We start from the raw sequence: 18,807 nt of genomic DNA on the forward strand, positions 1-18,807 counted from the left end.
ATTTCCTAGTTTAAAATTATATTTTGTATATCATTAAAATAAAAATGATTAACACCGTCTTTATATTCATAATAAAGCGTGAGTTTATGAGAATCTAAAATAGTCTTAACAATGTATAATCCAAGTCCAAAACTATCTTTATTTTTCTTGCCTTGCGTAAAGGCTTGAGTATAGTATTTCAAGTCTTTATCTAAGGCTTTTCCTTTGTTTTTAAAGCAAAGATAATCTTTAGTTATTTCTATAGTAACGCAATTTTCATCAGAGTATTTTGTCGCATTATCTATCATGTTTTTCATTGCAGTGGTAAAAAGTTTAAAATCTACATTGACACTAAAACTTTCTTTTATACTAATTTTTACCTTTTCATCATCACTCATAGCTATATCTTTAGCTTCATCTAAAAGATCTAAGATATTGTATTTTTTTAAATTAATCAAACCAGCGCCCGAAGTAATTTGCTCAATGGCTGCAAATTCATTAATCAAAATCTCTAAACGATTAAAAGCACCCACTAATCTTTCTTTATATTTGCTATCTTCAAGCATTTCTAAAGTAATTAAACCTTTAGTAATGGGGGTTTTTAGCTCATGCATAATATTTCTTAAGAAAAACTGCCTTGAAGTGTTTAGTTTTTGAATTCTTAAAATAGACTCATAAAAGGCTGTTGCTACTTGAGAAATTTCATCATTTCCCTTGCTAACATTTTGAATTTCATTGAGTTTATTTTCGCCAAATTTATCAATTTGTCTTTTTAAAGCTCTAAGTGGTTTTAATTTTTTAATGATAAAAATATATAAAATCAATAAAACCATTACTACTATACTAGCAATAAGCTTGATCACAAAATAACGATAACCTTGATATTCTAAATCTTTATATAAATAAAGCTTACCATCAAAGATGATTTTTAAATACACATTATCTTCTAAAGTAATGATTTCAACTACACCTGTACTAGTTTGAGCCCGTGCTATAGTTTCAGCTTTATAGATGATTTGTCTTATGGCTGATGGAGTTGTTAATTCTATCATTTTGTAATTTTTTGTTTGCTCATAAAATTCTCTTTCACTAATCACATGATTAAAATATAATAATCTTGCATTAGCTATAAAAGAATATTTTGCATTAAGCTCATTAGTGTAATTTTGTTGATCATATTTTATAAGCCATAAAAAAGCTAAAATTACACTAACGCTTGCAAGCAAAAAAACAAAGGTTATAGTATAAAAAATTGATGATTTATTCATTGAGTTAATTTATATCCTATACCTCTGATTGAATGAATGTATTTTGGAGTTTTAGGATCATCTCCGATTTTTTGTCTGATTCTACTAATGATTACATCTATACTTTTATTACTAGAATCTTCACTAATAGAGCTACAATTATACACAAGCTCTTCGCGGCTTACCACTCCACCTTCTTTTTTAATTAAATAACTCAAAATATCAAATTCAGCATTAGTAAAGCTAATTTCTTGATCTTTCATAGTGATAGTATGTTTATATTTATCATATACAAGATCTTTTTTAACTTGAGCTTGAGCAGTTTTTGTGTTTGAAATTCTTCTTAAATGACTTTTAATTCTTGCTTGAAGTTCTTGAGGATTATATGGTTTTGGTAAATAATCATCTGCACCCAAATCAAGTGCTGCAACCTTATCGCTAATATCATGCCTTGCACTTGAAATGATAATAGGTGTATCATATTTTTTACGAATTTCCTCGCATACTTCAAGTCCATCAAGTCCAGGTAAGCTTAAATCCAAAATGATTAAATCATAAGGATTTAAAGCAAGTCTTGAAAGACCTATATAAGGCTCATGAGCAATATCTACTTTCATATCAAATTGCTCTAAATATTCAGCTATAATCTCTGCTAATTCTAAATCATCTTCTATCATTAAAATATTTGTCATTTTTTTCCTTTCTTAAAAAAGTAAAGCTCTTACAAATCCGCCTCTATTAATCCAAATTTTAACATACTCTTTACCTTTATTTAATTCTAAAGCCTTAGATAATTCTTTAAAATTTGAAATTTCATACTGATCAACACCTATGATAATATCACCTTGCTCAAAACCTATTTTTTCAGCTTTTGATTTTGGAGTAACTTCGGTAATTAAAATACCACTAATACTTTCAGGTATGCGGTATTGCTGTCTATTCTTAGAGTCAAGTTCCACTAATTTTAGACCATCAATATAACCTTTTTCATATTGTAGCGACTTTTCATCTGTTTTTAACATAAATTTAGCTGTTTTGACTTTATTATCTCTTTCATAAGTTACTTCTACTGCTTGTTTTGGATCAATACTTCCTATGTAGTTTTTTAAATCCATAGGGCTTTTAATCACAGTTTTATCTACTTTTATAATCAAATCTCCTCTTTTTAACCCTGCATTATAAGCTGCTGAATCTTTTTGTACTTCAGTAATTAAAGCACCTTCTTGATTAGTATAGGCTTTTTTAATATCTTGAGTTAAAGCTCCTATGACTACGCCTAAATATCCTCTTTCAATTTTTCCATGCTCAATAAGTTTTTGTGCAATAGATTTTGCCATATTAGAAGGGATTGCAAAACCTATGCCATTATTTCCACCACTTCTTGAAAGTATGGCTGAATTTATCCCAACTAAAGCTCCTCTACTATCTACCAAAGCTCCGCCTGAATTTCCAGGATTAATAGAAGCATCAGTTTGGATGAAATTTTCATATTGATTTAGACCTATATTGTTTTTATTTAAGGCCGAAATAATCCCACTTGTAACACTACTTCCAACACCAAAAGGATTACCCAAAGCAAACACTACATCACCTTCTAGTAATTTATCTGAATCAGCAAAAACTACTGCGGGTAAGTTTTTTGCTTCTATTTTTATCACTGCTAAATCTGTTTTAGGATCAGCACCGATTAATTTAGCTTTATATTCAGTGCTAGAATCAGGTAAATTTACAGTGATTTTTTCAGCATCTTCTATAACATGATTATTTGTTATAATATAACCATCGCTTGAAATAATTACACCAGAACCTAATGAGCTTACAACTTCTTTATTTTTTTTATTTTTTGGAGCTTGTGGGAAATCAAAACCAAAAAATTGTCTAAAATAAGGGTCATTGAAAAAATCATCAATTCCAAATGAACTACTTTGAACAGTTTTAGAAGTTGAGATATTTACAACTGAATTTTTAACTTTTTGTATGGAATCATGATAAGAAAGTATAGTATTTTGATTATCAGTTGGTAAAGTTCTTTTTACATTATCATCTGCTTGTTTAAAATCAATACTAGCACTAAAAAGACTAGTTGCCAATGCCAAAGAAAGAATCATAGTTTTTTTCATGTTTTATCCTTTGTAAAATCATTTAATGCAAGTATAAAATTTTATTTTTACACAATTGTAAATAAAACCTTTAGTTTTAAAACTTATAAAAGTTGATTGACTAAGACTAAAGTTTTTGATATAATCTTATAAAAAATTAAGGAATAATAAAAATGAGTAATAGTTTATATGAAACACTAGGAGTTTCGCAAAACGCTAGTGCAGATGAGATAAAAAAAGCTTATAGAAAATTAGCAAGACAATATCATCCCGATATTAACAAAGAAAATGGTGCTGAGGAAAAATTTAAAGAAATTAACGCCGCTTATGAAATTTTAAGTGATGAGAAAAAAAGAGCTCAGTATGATAGATATGGCGATTCTATGTTTGGTGGGCAAAGTTTTCATGATTTTTCAAGAAATGCAGGTGGAGCTGACATCAATGATATTTTAAAAAATATTTTTGGCGGAGGCTTTGGAGGATTTAGTGGCGGTTTTAGTTCTAGTAATAATTTTAGAAGTGGCTTTGGGGGATTTGGAGGATTTGAAGAAGATTTAGACTTGCAAGCAAGTGTTAAAATTCCTTTTGAAAAAGGAATTTTAGGTGGTGAGCATTTGGTAAATATAAATAACGAGCAAGTTAAAATCAAAATTCCACATGGCATAAAAGATGGCGAAAAGCTACGCATACGAGGTAAAGGAAAAAGCTTTCAAGGGCAAAGAGGGGATTTGATTTTAAAAGTTGAACTTGAGCAAAGCGATGAATATGAAAGAGAAGATGATGATTTGTACAAAAAGGTTGAAATTAGCTTGAAAACAGCGCTTTTTGGAGATAAAATCAGTGTGCATACCCCAAGAAAAGAAGTTAAAATTACCATACCGCCAAATTCTAAAAACAATCAAAAAATTAGACTTAAAGGCTATGGAGTGCAAAATAGAAAAACAGATCTTTATGGGGATATGTATTTAATTTTGAATGTAAAAATACCTGATATTAATAGCCTTGATCCTGAATTTGTAAAAATTTTAGAAGAAAAATTACCTTGAAAGGAGTAAGTAATGGAGCATAGTTATGATGAACCGGTGTATCTTATAAGTGTTGTTGCAAAAGTTTTAAGTATACATCCACAAACTCTAAGACAATATGAAAAAGAAGGTTTAGTTGAGCCAAGTAGAACCGATGGTAAAATGAGGCTTTATTCTCAAAAAGATATAGATAGAATTAAAATGATTTTACGCTTAACAAGAGATCTTGGGGTTAATTTAGCTGGTGTTGATGTGATTTTAAAACTAAAAACAAAAATTGATGAGTTTGAAAACACCATTGAAGAGTTAAGATTAGAACTTGATAGAAGAGATAATCCTTCAAAATCAAGAGCAGTAGTTAAACATAGAAGTAATTTTGATTTAATTTTTTTAGAAAAAATAAAATAATAAAAACATTACAAAAGGTTGGTGAGTGGATGCTTTTATAACTTTATTTTTAACTGCAGTAGCAGTTGCTGTCATACTTAATGTTATACTTAAAAAATTTGGTATTCCAACTATTATAGGTTATATAGCTACAGGTTTATTTGTGCGTGAATTTTATGGTTTTAGCACTAATGAATTTGTTATACATGTAGCTGAATTTGGCATAGTTTTTTTAATGTTTACCATAGGGCTTGAATTTTCATTTAAACATCTTTTGGCAATGAAAAAAGAAGTATTTTTAAATGGAAGTTTGCAAATGCTAACTTGTGGTTTGGTTTGTACTTTACTTGTAACTTATATTTTAGGTATAGCAAGCCATATCGCAATGATAGCAGGTTTTGCTCTAGCCTTATCTTCCACTGCTATAGTTTTAAAAATACTTAATGATAATGGCGATATCAACGAAGAATACGGCAGAAAAGCTTTAGGAATTTTACTTTTTCAAGATATTGCTGTGATACCACTGCTATTAATGATTGATATATTTAGTTCTCAAAATGCTGATATTTCAAAACTTTTACTTACAACTTTAGTCAGTGCTGTGATTTTACTTGTTTTGCTTTATTTTATAGGCAAATACCTTTTTACTTATGTTTTAAAATTCATCATTAAAACTAACGCAAATGAAATTTTCATCGCTACCATACTTTTTACTGTAATAGGAGCAAGTTTTTTGGCTCATTCTTTTGGCTTTTCATACTCACTTGGAGCATTCATAGCTGGAGCTTTGATAGCTGAAACTAAATATAAACATAAAATAGAAGCAGATTTGGTTCCTTTTAGAGATTTGCTTTTAGGATTTTTCTTTATCAGTGTTGGTTTGCAAATTGATTTTCATATAGTTTTTGAAAATTGGTTTTTGATTTTTGTTTTTGTAAGCTTGGTTTTATTGATAAAATTTGTAGTAATCTATGGTCTTTTAATCCTTTATACAAGAAAAAGAGTAGCGTTAAAAACTGCTTTGAGTATTTCTCAAATTGGAGAATTTGCGCTAGCAGTATTTTCGCTAATGCAAGTAAATTCACTTATAGATGAAAAAACAGCACAAATTTTTATTATAGTTTCTATCGTCACTATGGTTGCAACGCCTTTTATTTTAAATAATCTTAGAAAAATAGCCAACGCAGCTGAAGGTGAGCAAAATGATATGGCTAAATTTTATTTATGTGATCAAAAAATGAAAGATCATTTTATCATTTTTGGTTATACAAGATTAGGTCAAGAAGTGGTACAAAAGATCAAAAAAACAGGTATTCCATATTTGGTTTTAGAAAGTGATTTAAATTTAGTTGAACTTGGCCGCAGTAGAAATGAAAATATCTTTTTTGCAAATGTAGCCCAAGTAGAAACATTAAAAGTAGCAAATATAGAAGAATGCTCAGTTGCTATTATAACTATAAGTAATGAAGCTAAGCTTGATATGCTCTATCAAGTGCTTTCTAGCTTTAACAAACCCATACAAACGGTTTTAAAAACAAGTGGTACAGGTGCTAAGATCATTTTCCCACATACTGATAAACATTTACACATTGTAGATGCTGAAGCTTCAATAGCAAGAAATTTAGTACAAGAAGCATTACAATGTAGAATCAATACAAGTGCAGCAGAATGAAAAATGATGAAAAAGCTTTAAGGGTAAAATATGTAAGAGCTTTAGAAAAATTTACTAATTCTGCTGTGAGTGCTTTAAAAAGAGAAGATTTTGATTTAACTCTTTTTAGGGAAAGAATGCAAAAAAATGCTAAAATCTTTGAGAAAATTCAAGCGGTGTTTTTAGATTCTACTTATACTAAGGCTTTGGAGATTTTTGTAAATGAGTGTTTAGATGAAAGTTTAGACCAAAAAACCTTAGCTTCAAAAGCCAATGCCTTATATAAGCTAAAAAATAATCAAAGTTATAAAAAAGACAAATATAAAATTAAATTTAAGGATGAATATTGATAAATGTAATTTTTGATATGGATGGCACGCTTATAGATAGTGCTAATGCTATAATATGTGCGGTAAATGAAATAAGAGCGGATTTAAATTTAGAACCTTTAAAAAGAGAGTTTATTTTAGATACTATCAATACTCCTGGACAAAATTATGCTAAGATTTTTTACGGGGTTGATACTTACTCACATACTAGCTTTAAAGAAGGTTATGAGAAGTATTTTATTAAGCATTATGATCAAAGCGTGGTGCTTTTTGATGGTGTGCTTGAGGTTTTGGAATTTTGTAAAAAAAATGATTGCTATTTAGCTATAGCCACAAATGCACCTCAAGAAAGCTTGGTACCTATTTTAAAAAAACAAAACATTCTTTTATATTTTGATAAAATATTAGGTGTTAGTTATGGTATAGAAGCTAAGCCTGATCCTATGATGCTAAGATTAATCGCAGATGAAGCAAAATATGAAAAAAGTATTTTCATAGGCGATAGCTTAAAAGATAGACTTTGTGCTAAAAATGCTAAGATGGATTATATACATATTTCTTGGCAAAAAGAAATTAAAGACTTAGATGAAGCTAACGATAAAACTACTTTAATAGAAAAAATTCAAACTTACATAAAAGGTTAAAAATGGATATTTTTGATGAAATGTTTGTAAAAAGCCCTAAAGAAAAATTTATCGAAACAATAAAATATGCAAATTTAGGTGCATTAGAAAATGTTTTAGAAAAATTATTAGCCGATCATATCGCTATGATAGAGCTTTTAGAAAAAAATAATTTAAATGAAAATGATGTAGCGCAATTTCAAATGGAAAATTCACTCTTAATAGATGAGAGAAAAAATGATTTTTATATAGGCTTAAGTGCTGAAATTTTAGGGCATGAGGGTTGATTTTGCGTTTATTTTTATCTTTATTTTTGATGTTTAATTTTTTAAAAGCTGAAGTATTTTTTGATTATACTTATAAATTTACCTTAAGTAAAGATGAAAAAGCAAGTGTAAAAATAAAAGAAATTGATTATCCTGATGAGATTTATTATTTTGACTTTTCATGGACTTTATTTGATCAAACTAATATCATCGTTCATTCAAGGTATAAAAAATACCCTAGGCAATTTGTGATGTCTTTAAGAAGAAATTTAAATTGGGTAGATCAAACTTTAGTGCCTGATTATAAAAATCCACACATAGATAGAGCAAGATTAATACTTGAATTTAGTGATTTTAAAAAAGGTGAGGCTATTTTCACTATCTACATAGAAGATAGAGATAAAAGATTAGAAGTGGAATTTTTAGATCCTAGAAAAGTCACTCTTAATCAAAACTAAAGTAAAATTTAATAAAATATAATTATAAGAAAATTAAGGAAAGCATGGTGCAAAAGATAGATCAATATATGCATGAATTTTTATCTGAATTAAATTACAAGCCTATTTTAATAATGAGTTCAAAACTTCAAGGCGGTAAAAAATTACGCTCAAAATTACTTTTAAAAATAGCTAGCGAAAACGATATTAGTTATAAAATTTGTGCCATTATAGAATTAATCCATGCTGCAAGCTTATTGCATGATGATGTGATTGATGAAGCAAAATTAAGAAGAGGTGTAAAATCTATCAATGAACAATTTGGAGCCAAAAATGCTATCATGCTTGGAGATATTTTATACTCAAAAGCCTTCTATGAACTTTCTTTAATAGATTTAAAATTAGCAAAAATCATCTCCAATGCTGTTGTAAAGCTTTCCGTTGGCGAATTAATGGATGTAAATTTAAGCGAAACTTTCAATACCGATAAAAACGCTTATTTGCAAATGATATATAACAAAACAGCCGTTTTAATCGAAGCTAGTGCAAGATGTGGGGCTATACTTGCTAATTTAAATGAAGATGATTTTGCAGAATATGGTAAAAACTTGGGCTTGGCTTTTCAAATCGTAGATGATATTTTAGATATCAAAGGCGATGAACAAACCTTAGGCAAACCCGCCATGAATGATTTTAAAGAAGGTAAAACCACCCTTGCTTATATGTATTTATATGAAAAATTAAATCCACAAGATCAAGAAATACTTAAGTCTTATTACAAGAAAGATTTAAATATAGATGAACTTACTTGGATTAAAAATAAAATGCAAGAGCATGAAATTTTTAATCAAATTGGTCAAGAATTAAACACCTATGCAAATAATGCCTTAAAAGCCATAGAAAAATACAATATAAAAGATTTAGAAGATATTATTAAAAGTATGATAGAAAGGGAATTTTAATGCATTATTATTGTATCAGTTTTACGCACAAAAATACAGATATTGCTACTAGAGAAAAACTTTCCTTTTCCAATGAAGATAAAAAAAGAGAACTATTAAGATTAATCCATACTAATAATAAAATTCTAGAAAGTTTAGTGCTTAGCACTTGCAATAGAGTTGAAATTTTTCTTTTTATCGGAGAAATTGAAAGTATCAATGAACATATTTTAAAAACACTTAGTTTGCTTTGTGGGGTTGATAAAGAAAATTTAAGCACAAAAGCTGATTTTTATGAAGATAGTGGGGCTATCCATCATTTATTTTCTGTGGCAAGTTCACTTGATAGTTTAGTTATTGGAGAAACACAAATTGCTGGACAATTAAAAGATGCTTATAAATTTGCTCTACAAGAACAAAGATGTGGTGTGCATTTAACTAGAGCAGTCCATTATGCTTTTAAATGTGCAGCAAATATTAGAAATCAAACTGAAATTTCCAAAAATCCTATTTCAGTTGCTTCAGTAGCGGTAGCAAAAGCCAAAGAGCTTATAAATTTAGAAAATAAAACTGCAGTTGTAGTGGGTGCAGGGGAAATGAGTGAGTTAGCCTGTAAACATTTATTAAATGCTAAAGCTAAAGTGTTGATTTTAAATCGAGATATACACAATGCCCAAAAACTTTGTGAGGATTTAGGTGAAAATGCAAATTGCGAAAGTATCGCAAATTTAAAAGAAGCATTAAATAAATATGAGATATTTTTTAGTGCCACAAACGCTCCACATGCTATCATAACCAATGACATATTAGAAGAAAAAGATTATAAAAGATATTTTTTTGATATAGCAGTGCCTAGGGATATTGATGTAAAAGCAAATGAAAAAAATATAGTTTATGCTGTTGATGATTTAGAAGAAGTTGTAAGAAAAAATTTAACACTAAGAGAACATCAAGCCCAGATTGCTTATTCTATAGTAGGCGCTATGACAAATGAGTTTTTCCAACATCTAAGCAAACTAGCAACCTTACCTTTGGTTAAGCAATTACGCTTGCAAGCTGATGAAATCGCTAAAGAACAATTACAAAAGGCCATAGATAAAGGATATTTAAAACACTCAAATCATGAAGAAGCAAGAAAGCTTATAAGACAGGTGATGAATGCATTTTTACATCATCCTAGTGTAAATTTAAAAAAACTAAGTGGAACTATGCAAAATGACTCTGTTGTAAATGCCATGCGTTATGTGTTTGATTTAAAAAATGAAAGCATGGAAGGTTTAAACTTCTATAAATGTGAATTTAATTTGGAGAATAATCATGAAATTTAGTAAATTTTATGCCATAAGCACAAAAGAAAATCCAAAAGATGCTACCCTGCCAAGTCATATATTTTTAGTTAAGGGTGCTTTTGTAGAACAAATTGGAAGTGGTTTGTATAATTTTTTACCTTTAGGAAAAAGAGTTTTAGATAAGATTAAAAATATCATCAAAGAAGAAATGGATAAAGCAGGGGCTTTAGAAGTAAATTTAAGTTTTAATACCCCAGCTGAACTTTGGAAAGAAAGTGGGAGATTTAATGTTTTTGGTAAAGAGCTTTTACGCTTTAAAGATAGAAAAGAAAATGATTTTGTCTTAGGACCAACCCATGAAGAAGCCATAGTAGCTTTGGTTAGAAATAAAGTAAATTCTTACAAACAACTTCCTTTGCATTTATATCAAATAGGACTTAAATTTAGAGATGAGGCTAGACCTAGATTTGGACTTTTAAGATGTAGAGAATTTTTAATGAAAGATGGTTATAGTTTTCATAGCAGTGAAGCTGATTTAGACAAAGAATTTAATCTTATGCATGAAACTTATAGTAAAATTCTTACAAGATTAGGGCTTGAATTTAGAGCTGTTGAAGCTGATAGTGGGGCTATTGGTGGAAGCGGTTCAAAAGAATTTATGGTTTTGGCTAAAAATGGCGAAGATGATATATTATTATGCGAGCATTGTGATTATGCTGCAAATATTGAAGCAGCAAAAAGAGCTAAAAAAAGTTGTGAAGATGAAAGGCCAGAAGCTGATTTTGCTACACAATTTCACACTCCAAATGTAAAAACTATAGAAGAATTAGCGGAATTTTTTAAAATTAATCCTTACTATACTGTTAAAGCTATTGCTAAAAAAGCTATTTATGAAAATGAAGAAAAAATTGTAGTATTTTTTATACGCGGCGATGATGAACTGCAAGAAGTTAAAGCACTAAATGCAGCAAATGCATTAGAATTAGTTGATGTAAGTGAAGAAGAATTAGAAAAAGCAGGTTTGGTACCAGGATTTATCGGCTTTGTAGGATTAAATGGAGTTGATTTTTATATTGATCGTGAGCTTGAAAATGAAACAAATATGATTATTGGAGCAAATAAAAAAGATTATCATTTAGTCGGAATCAATGTTGTAAATTTAAATAAAGAACGCTTTAAAGATCTTGCAGCAGTTAAAGAGCATGATCTTTGTCCAAAATGTCAGCACAAGCTTAAGCAAAGCAAAGGTATTGAAGTAGGGCATATTTTTAAACTTGGAAATAAATACTCAAAAGCAATGAATGCAAGCTATTTAGATGAAAATGGTAAAGCTCAATTTTTCACTATGGGTTGTTATGGTATGGGAGTGAGCCGTTTAGTAGCTGTCGCCATAGAAGCAAGCCATGATGAAAAAGGTTGTATTTGGAATAAAACTCTAGCTCCTTTTGTTTTAGATATTATCGTTTCTAATATAAAAGATACAAAAGCTATGGAATTTGCCGAGCAAATTTATACTCATTTTAAAGATAAAGAAATTTTGTTTGATGATAGAAATGAGCGTTTTGGTGTAAAGATTAATGATTTTGAATTAATGGGCTTTCCTTATGCTTTAGTTATAGGTAAAGGCTTAGAAAGCGATGAAGTAGAGTTAATCCATAGAAATACCTTAGAAAAACAAGTTTTAAAAACCCAAGAAGTAATTTCACACTTAGAGAAAATTTTATGATAGCAAAAACAAATTTAAGTGCTTTTTTGATTTTAGAATTGATTGCTAGTATTTTATTTATAGTCTTTTTTGGTTTTTTAAATTTTTTTATGATAGTTTTTGCAAGTATGTTTTTAGGAGCAATGTTTTTAGCAAAGACTTGGACAAATCTCATCACTATGCAAAATGCCAATACTAATTTATTTGGTATGATTAAATTATTTTCCTTAACTATAGTTGGAATTTTACTTTTAATACCAGGAATTTTAAGCACATTTTTGGGAATTTTACTCTTATTTTTTATGATGATATTAAAATTATTTACAAAACAAAAAAGAAAATATCATCAAACAAACAACGAAGAAGAAATCATAGATGTAGAAATCATACAGGAGCATAAAAAATGCAATTAATCATCGCAACAAGAAAAAGCCAACTTGCATTATGGCAAAGTGAGTATATAAAAAATAAATTATTACAAACACATTCTGATTTAGAAATCTCTTTAGAGGGTTTTAAAACTAAAGGTGATGTTTTACTTGATTCTCCTTTAGCTAAAATAGGTGGAAAAGGACTTTTTACAAAAGAACTTGAAGAAAGTATGTTAAGAGGTGATTCACACTTAGCTGTGCATAGCTTAAAAGATGTGCCAAGCTTCTTTCCTGATGGCTTAGTTTTAGCTGCTATTTCAAAAAGAGAAGTGGTAAATGATGCTTTTTTAAGTGAGTATTATGAAAGCTTAAATGCTCTTCCAAAAGGTGCAAAAGTAGGCACTACAAGTCTTAGAAGAAGAATGCAGCTTTTAGCGTTAAGACCTGATTTAAATATCATTTCTTTAAGAGGTAATATCAACTCACGCTTAGAAAAACTTAAAGCTAAGGAATTTGATGCTATTATTTTAGCTCTAGCTGGCATTAAACGCTTGGATTTAGATAAAGAAATAAAGTACATTAGGGCTTTTGAGCTTGATGAGATGATACCTGCAGCTTCTCAAGGAGCTTTAGGTATAGAAAGCATTGATGATAAACAAATTTTAAAATACCTTGAATGCTTAAACGATAAAAATGCCTTTGTAGAAACTTATATAGAAAGAGATTTTATAAGAACCCTAGAAGGTGGTTGTCAAGTACCTATAGGAATTAATGCAAAAATCATTGATGAAAAAATAGAAATTCGCGCCATAGTGGGCTTACCCGATGCAAGTAAAATTTTAAAAGAAAAAAGAGTGATTGATAAGCAAAATTACTCAAATGCAGGCGAGCTTTTAGCCAAAGAAATGATAGCAAAAGGTGCAAAAGAAATTTTAAAAGAAGCAGAGAGTATGATATAAATGCAAAAATTCGTAGAGCTTTTAGAAAAAAATAATTTATTAAAAACCATCCATGAGCCAGTAGATGTAGAACTTGAAATGGCACATTTAGCTTATATAGAAGTTAAAAAAGAAGACTCTAAAGCCTTGCTTTTTACTAATGCAGTAAAAAATGGCAAAAAATACGATTATCCTGTATTATTAAATACTTTTTGCAGCAAAAAAGCTTTAAATTTAGCATTTGGAAAAGATTATGAAGATGTAGCTAAAGAAATTAGCTCTTTACTTAAAATGCACATACCGCAAAGCTTTGGTGCGAAATTAAATTTTTTCAAAACCTTGCTTGATTTAAAAAATATCCCACCAAAACGCATCAAAAAAGATGGAGAATTTAACTACAAAAGCTTAAATTCTTTATATGAAATACCTATTTTAAAAACTTGGGAAAAAGACGCTGCACCTTTTATCACTATGGGGCAAGTTTATACTCAAAGCATAGATGAAAAACAAAATAATCTTGGAATGTATCGCTTGCAAGTAGTTGATGAAAAAACCTTGCTTATGCATTGGCAAATTCACAAAGACGCGAGCCACTTTTTCCATGAGTATAAAAAAGCAAATCAAAAAATGCCAGTAAGTATAGCCATAGGTGGAGATCCTTTATATATTTGGTGTGCTCAAGCGCCTTTACCAAAAGGTATTTTTGAACTTTTACTTTATGGTTTTATTAAGAAAAAACCTGCTATTTTGGCAAAATGCAAAAGCAATCACCTCTATGTGCCTTATGATAGTGATTTTGTGATTGAAGGTTTTGTAGATCCAAATGAATTTGCACCCGAGGGGCCTTTTGGAGATCATACAGGCTTTTATACTCCTGTTGAACTTTGTCCTGTCTTAAAAGTAGAAAAAATCTTTGTTAAAAAAAATGCGATTTATCAAGCTACGGTTGTAGGAAAACCGCCTTTAGAAGATAAATACATGGGGCTTGGCACAGAAAGAGTTTTTCTACCTTTACTTCAAACTAACGCACCTGATTTGATAGATTATAACATGCCTGAAAATGGAGTTTTTCATAATTTAATCTTAGCCAAAATAGAAGCAAAATATCCAGCTCATGCAAAACAAGTAATGCATACTTTTTGGGGAGTAGGGCAAATGAGTTTTGTAAAACATGCTATTTTTGTCGATGAAAATGCACCTTGCTTGCAAGATTATGACAAGCTCATACCTTATATACTTAATCGCTTTGATGAAGAAAAATTACTCATAAGTGAAGGAATTTGCGATCAACTCGATCATGCTTCAAGCACTTATTGTTACGGTGGTAAAGCAGGGCTTGATGCGTGTGGCGATGAGAAAAAAGTTGAACTTGAAATTCTAAGTGATGAAACTTTGTTTTCACTTTTTAAAGAAAAAGATCAAAATATTTTAAAATTAAAACAATTTTACACCCAAACCTTTGCTCCAATTTGTGTGATCTTAATTGATAAAAAAGAAAAAATTGCTCAAATTTTTGAAAAACTACAAATTTATAAAAAACATTTTAGAATTTTAGTTTTTTTAGATTCAGATGCTATTTTGGAAAATCCTTATATGTTAATTTGGCGTGTGGTAAATAATATTGATGCAAAAAGAGATATATTTATCAAAAAAGATTGTGTTGCAATTGATGCGACAAATAAAGGATCATTAGAAGATTATCATAAAGAATGGCCTTTAATGACAAATTGCTCCAAAGAAGTTATAGACAGACTTATTGCAAAAAAATTACTTGTAAATGATGAAAAATTCTTCAAAAAGTTTGAAATTTTTTAATTTTAAACTTTTTGAGAACACTTTTTGCTTATTAAATATATATATTTTTAATTTAAATATTAAGTTTTTTAAAATTGTGTCGATAGTGTGTTTTAGAGTCTTTTAAAAAGGAGTTTAAAATGGACATTAGCAATATTCAAAGGGATACAAATATAACTCATTTTAACACAAAAAGTGTTGAAAAGCCATCTCAAGAGAATAAGCAACAGGTTGATTTAAATGATCAAGATGAGAATTTAAATGAAAAATTAAAAAACGCAACAGAAAAACTTAATAGACAAATGGAAACATTGGAAACAAATGTGCGTTTTGCGTATAATGATAAAATAAATGAAATGTATGTAAATGTCACCGAAAAAGACACAGGTAGATTAATACGCAAAATTCCTAGTGAAGAAGTTATGAAATTAATAGAACATTTTAAAGGTGTTATTGGCACCATTTTTGATAAGGAGAGTTAATCATGGCAGTAGGTAGTTTAGGAAGTTTAGGTATAGGTTCGGGAGTTTTAACAAGCGATACACTTAATAAGCTTAAAGAAGCAGAAATGAATGCTCACTTAAAGCTTTATAACACACAACTTGAAACTAACACTTCAAGACAAAAAGACTTAGCAGAGCTTGAAGCTAAACTACTTGCTTTTCAAACTGCTGTAAATAGTCTTGGCGATACTTCTCAATTTAACAAAAAGAAAGTTTCTCCTAGTGTGAGTGGTGATAGCGCTGCTGCTAGCTTGGTTGTAGGCTCTTTATCTAATCTTTCAAATATGAAAGTCATAGTCGATCAACTTGCTCAAAAAGATGTTTATCAAAGCAATGGTTTTAAAGACAAAACCTCTACTGTCATGGGCAGTTTAGGTATAGAAGGTGATGAAAATGGCAAAGCTTCTTTTACTATCACCCAAGATGGAAAAGACTATAAAATAGAGATCGATAAAAGTACAACCGTAGCTCAACTTGCTGAAAAAATCAATTCCGCCACAGGTGGTAAAATAGAAGCTAAGCTAGTAAATACCGGAGATAGAGACAATCCTTATCGTTTAGTAGTGCAAAGCACTGAAACAGGAACTAAAAACAATATCTCTTTTTCAGGCGATGATAAACTTTTAGAAGCTATGGGTTGGGGGCTTGATAAGGATAGTATTAGTGCAGGTGGTTTATATGGTTTTAGACCAACAGATGCTGGAGATAAAGATAAAATAAGTGGAACATTTAGTGGAAAACTTGATGAAAAGCTACTTGGCGCAGGAGAAAAAACCTCTTTTACTTTTGTTATAAAAAATGGTGAAAGATATGATAGATTTACTATAGATATAAACGATCAAACAACCTATGAAAGTTTAGCAGAAGATTTAAAAAAACAAACTAACGGAAAAGTGGAATTAAACTTTGATGAGGGTAAAAATACTTTTACATTTAGAGCTACTAATGGTGGTGAATTAAGTCTTTTTGATGGTGGTTATGCAACTGATGCTGATGGTAATATAGACCAAGCAAATTATTCTAGAGATGATAAAGCTACTTCACTATTAAGTAGTAAATTTGGCATTACCTTAGATACAAGCACACCACAGGGCTACAATGTAGCTTCAAACAATGAAAATCATATCCAAAAAGGTATGGATGCTATCTTTAGTGTAGATGGTGTTAAGATGATTAGATCAACTAATACCATTACAGATATAGGACCTGATATTACCCTAGAGCTTAAACAAAAGGGTGAAATTAGTTTCAATGTTACTCAAGATACTGAAGCCATAGCACAATCTTTAGAAAGTTTAGCTACTGCTTATAATGATTTAATGATCAATCTTAATGCAGCGACAAAATACGATCCTGATGCAGGGACAAAAGGAAATTTCGTAGGTGTAAGCTCGATTTATAATATAAAATCACAAATTAACAATATTTTGCTTCAAACTATCACAGTAGATGGAACAATCACAGTTGGAGATAGTGATACTTCAGATGGTGTTAAAGTCTCTTCAAAAGTAAGTTTATCTTTAGCTGATTATGGTTTAACTTTAAATGATGGGGTTTTAACCTTTGACTCTGGAAAATTTAATGCCAAATTTAACGAAGATCCTGAAATGGCTGAGAAATTTTTCGTAGGACACAATGGCTTTGAAGACATTGATCTAACAGGAGATAGAGTAAGTAAGCTTGATAGTGGCGATATAGAATTCAAAGAAGGTAATTTTACCATTACTTATAATGATGAAACTATAGATTTAAGTAAAACTGCCAATGGAGATCCTTTTAAACTAACTGGTGCGGATGATATAGAAAAAGCTAAAAATTTAGTTGATCATATAAATAGTTTTGGTTTAGAAGGTTTAGAAGCTAGTTTTGAAATCATTAATCAAGGTAACGAGAATCAGCAAATTCAATTTAGAATCAAAGGAACATCAGGAAGTAACCTAGAAATTCAAGGTGATAAAGAATTTTTGAAAAAATTTGGCTTAAGTCCAAAAACTATATATTCAGTTTATAAAGAAGAAACTGGAACCTTTGGGGTATTAAAAAACACTATGGGTGAGATGATGAGCTCTGATGGTTCTTTTGGTGGTTATAAAGACTCTTTAACTAAAGAATCAAAAAATCTAAACGAAACTATAGAAAATACTAAAAAATCCATAGAAAGCAGATATGACACAATGTGGTCAAGATGGGCAGCATATGATGGTATAATTGCAAAATTAAATAACCAAGCAAGTGTTATTACAAATATGATTAATGCAGCAAATAATCAAAATTCTTAAAAAATAGAGAGGATTTAAATGCTAAATAGTGCAGTATATAATGCGTATTCACAAAATCAAACTGGTGTAGAATCCCAAGAAAAACTTATAGAGATGTTATATAGCGGGATTTTACGCTTTGCAAGTAGGATAAAAATAGCTATTCAAAATGGAAATATAGAAGAAAGAGTGTATTATGTAAAAAGAGCTAGTGCTATTTTTATAGAATTGTTAAATTGCCTTGATTATGAAAAAGGCGGAGAAATAGCACACTACTTAAGTGGCCTATACACTAGAGAATTACAACTTCTTTCTTTGGCAAATATAGAAAATAGTGAAGCAAGAGTAGATGAAGTTATCAATGTAGTCAAAGGCTTGTTAGAGGCTTGGAGAGAAGTTCATCAAAAATGAGTGAAAAAAAATGGATAGATGAGTTTAAACTAGCTGTATATACTGAAGATGTGGAAAAAATAGTTAAACTCATAGAAAAACCTGACTTTAAAGATTGTCCCAATGAGGCTTTAGCTCTTACTAATGAGGCAATAGCTTTTATGAAAAAAAAGCAAGATGAAGTAGCAAAAAATTTACAAAAACTCAAAAAAGCATCTGCTTATATGAAATAAAACATGGCGATAAGCCGAGTTCTGTCAAGAGCGATCATTTATCTAGACTTGTTTTTGCAAACAAGTTCAAGCGAAGGGTTATATTATAAGACTAAAACCACCCCTTCTTGCTGCGGATTGGGTTTACATAGCTAGCTTTGTTACCAAAGCTACTGGTAGGCTCTTACTCTACCGTTTCACCTTTTCCATATAATATGGTAGTTTTCTTTCTGTTGCACTTTCCCTTAGGTTACCCTAGCCATCCATTAGATGGAATCCTTGTCTTATTGCAGCTCGGACTTTCCTCTTCAAAAGAAGCGATCGCTTGCCATGTTTAGATAAATTTTATCAAAAAAATCATTT

20 protein-coding genes and 1 other RNA gene are annotated in these 18,807 nt (G+C 29.9%); 17 read left to right on the forward strand and 4 right to left on the reverse strand.

Annotation, left to right across the window (positions count from 1 at the left end):
• Window positions 1–5: 5 nt before the first annotated feature.
• From E2O22_RS01315 to E2O22_RS01325, 3 genes are read right to left on the reverse strand one after another with little or no spacing between them, the layout of a single operon-like run.
• The gene (locus tag E2O22_RS01315; RefSeq protein ID WP_133318879.1) at window positions 6–1,247 is read right to left on the reverse strand and encodes an ArsS family sensor histidine kinase; all 1,242 of its coding nucleotides are present in this window, start codon (window positions 1,245–1,247) and stop codon (window positions 6–8) included.
• Window positions 1,244–1,918, reverse strand: coding sequence for a response regulator transcription factor (locus E2O22_RS01320; RefSeq protein ID WP_039626094.1), 675 nt, complete (start codon window positions 1,916–1,918; stop codon window positions 1,244–1,246). The genes E2O22_RS01315 and E2O22_RS01320 overlap by 4 nt, the downstream gene beginning before the upstream one ends.
• Before the next feature lie 12 nt (window positions 1,919–1,930).
• On the reverse strand, window positions 1,931–3,346 hold the full coding sequence (locus E2O22_RS01325; protein WP_133318880.1) for a DegQ family serine endoprotease: 1,416 nt from the start codon (window positions 3,344–3,346) through the stop codon (window positions 1,931–1,933).
• Between the two features lie 152 nt (window positions 3,347–3,498).
• Here E2O22_RS01325 and E2O22_RS01330 point away from each other — a divergent pair, with 152 nt between their 5' ends.
• The 17 genes from E2O22_RS01330 (at window position 3,499) to E2O22_RS01410 (ending at window position 18,465) form a co-directional block, all read left to right on the forward strand.
• Window positions 3,499–4,371: a DnaJ C-terminal domain-containing protein gene (locus E2O22_RS01330; protein WP_133318881.1), complete on the forward strand. Its 873-nt coding sequence runs from the start codon at window positions 3,499–3,501 to the stop codon at window positions 4,369–4,371.
• A 12-nt stretch (window positions 4,372–4,383) separates the two neighbouring features.
• A complete protein-coding gene (locus E2O22_RS01335) occupies window positions 4,384–4,758 on the forward strand; it encodes a heat shock protein transcriptional repressor HspR (RefSeq protein ID WP_039668403.1) in 375 nt (124 codons plus the stop codon).
• A 25-nt stretch (window positions 4,759–4,783) separates the two neighbouring features.
• On the forward strand, window positions 4,784–6,409 hold the full coding sequence (locus E2O22_RS01340; RefSeq protein WP_133318882.1) for a cation:proton antiporter: 1,626 nt from the start codon (window positions 4,784–4,786) through the stop codon (window positions 6,407–6,409).
• Window positions 6,406–6,738, forward strand: coding sequence for a hypothetical protein (locus E2O22_RS01345; RefSeq protein WP_133318883.1), 333 nt, complete (start codon window positions 6,406–6,408; stop codon window positions 6,736–6,738). Before E2O22_RS01340 ends, E2O22_RS01345 begins: the two co-directional genes overlap by 4 nt.
• The gene (locus E2O22_RS01350) at window positions 6,735–7,361 is read left to right on the forward strand and encodes an HAD family hydrolase (protein ID WP_133318884.1); all 627 of its coding nucleotides are present in this window, start codon (window positions 6,735–6,737) and stop codon (window positions 7,359–7,361) included. The genes E2O22_RS01345 and E2O22_RS01350 overlap by 4 nt, the downstream gene beginning before the upstream one ends.
• Window positions 7,362–7,363: 2 nt before the next feature.
• Window positions 7,364–7,627: a DUF2018 family protein gene (locus E2O22_RS01355; RefSeq protein ID WP_133318885.1), complete on the forward strand. Its 264-nt coding sequence runs from the start codon at window positions 7,364–7,366 to the stop codon at window positions 7,625–7,627.
• 29 nt (window positions 7,628–7,656) lie between these two features.
• A complete protein-coding gene (locus tag E2O22_RS01360; protein ID WP_133318977.1) occupies window positions 7,657–8,064 on the forward strand; it encodes an exporting protein in 408 nt (135 codons plus the stop codon).
• 47 nt (window positions 8,065–8,111) lie between these two features.
• The gene (locus tag E2O22_RS01365; RefSeq protein WP_133318886.1) at window positions 8,112–9,005 is read left to right on the forward strand and encodes a polyprenyl synthetase family protein; all 894 of its coding nucleotides are present in this window, start codon (window positions 8,112–8,114) and stop codon (window positions 9,003–9,005) included.
• Entirely contained in the window at window positions 9,005–10,312 is a 1,308-nt protein-coding gene (gene hemA / locus E2O22_RS01370) for a glutamyl-tRNA reductase (protein WP_133318887.1), read from the forward strand. The genes E2O22_RS01365 and hemA overlap by 1 nt, the downstream gene beginning before the upstream one ends.
• Entirely contained in the window at window positions 10,299–11,999 is a 1,701-nt protein-coding gene (locus E2O22_RS01375; RefSeq protein ID WP_133318978.1) for a proline--tRNA ligase, read from the forward strand. The genes hemA and E2O22_RS01375 overlap by 14 nt, the downstream gene beginning before the upstream one ends.
• Window positions 11,996–12,391, forward strand: a complete 396-nt coding sequence (locus tag E2O22_RS01380) for an FxsA family protein (protein ID WP_133318888.1) — start codon at window positions 11,996–11,998, stop codon at window positions 12,389–12,391. The genes E2O22_RS01375 and E2O22_RS01380 overlap by 4 nt, the downstream gene beginning before the upstream one ends.
• On the forward strand, window positions 12,382–13,308 hold the full coding sequence (hemC, locus tag E2O22_RS01385; RefSeq protein WP_133318889.1) for a hydroxymethylbilane synthase: 927 nt from the start codon (window positions 12,382–12,384) through the stop codon (window positions 13,306–13,308). The genes E2O22_RS01380 and hemC overlap by 10 nt, the downstream gene beginning before the upstream one ends.
• Window positions 13,309–15,102, forward strand: coding sequence for a menaquinone biosynthesis decarboxylase (locus E2O22_RS01390; protein ID WP_133318890.1), 1,794 nt, complete (start codon window positions 13,309–13,311; stop codon window positions 15,100–15,102).
• A gap of 119 nt (window positions 15,103–15,221) precedes the next feature.
• Window positions 15,222–15,563 carry a flagella length regulator FlaG gene (gene flaG, locus E2O22_RS01395; RefSeq protein ID WP_133318891.1) on the forward strand — a complete coding sequence of 114 codons (342 nt, stop codon included), beginning with the start codon at window positions 15,222–15,224 and terminating at the stop codon, window positions 15,561–15,563.
• A 2-nt stretch (window positions 15,564–15,565) separates the two neighbouring features.
• Entirely contained in the window at window positions 15,566–17,863 is a 2,298-nt protein-coding gene (gene fliD / locus E2O22_RS01400) for a flagellar filament capping protein FliD (RefSeq protein ID WP_133318892.1), read from the forward strand.
• 18 nt (window positions 17,864–17,881) lie between these two features.
• The gene (fliS, locus tag E2O22_RS01405) at window positions 17,882–18,253 is read left to right on the forward strand and encodes a flagellar export chaperone FliS (protein WP_133318893.1); all 372 of its coding nucleotides are present in this window, start codon (window positions 17,882–17,884) and stop codon (window positions 18,251–18,253) included.
• Entirely contained in the window at window positions 18,250–18,465 is a 216-nt protein-coding gene (locus E2O22_RS01410) for a hypothetical protein (RefSeq protein WP_133318894.1), read from the forward strand. Before fliS ends, E2O22_RS01410 begins: the two co-directional genes overlap by 4 nt.
• Here E2O22_RS01410 and rnpB read toward each other — a convergent pair.
• Window positions 18,460–18,781, reverse strand: an RNA gene (gene rnpB, locus E2O22_RS01415) — RNase P RNA component class A. The two genes, E2O22_RS01410 and rnpB, sit on opposite strands and share 6 nt — an antisense overlap.
• Window positions 18,782–18,807: the final 26 nt, after the last annotated feature.

It is taken from the genome of Campylobacter lari (genome assembly GCF_004357905.1).
Taxonomy (GTDB): domain Bacteria; phylum Campylobacterota; class Campylobacteria; order Campylobacterales; family Campylobacteraceae; genus Campylobacter_D; species Campylobacter_D lari_D.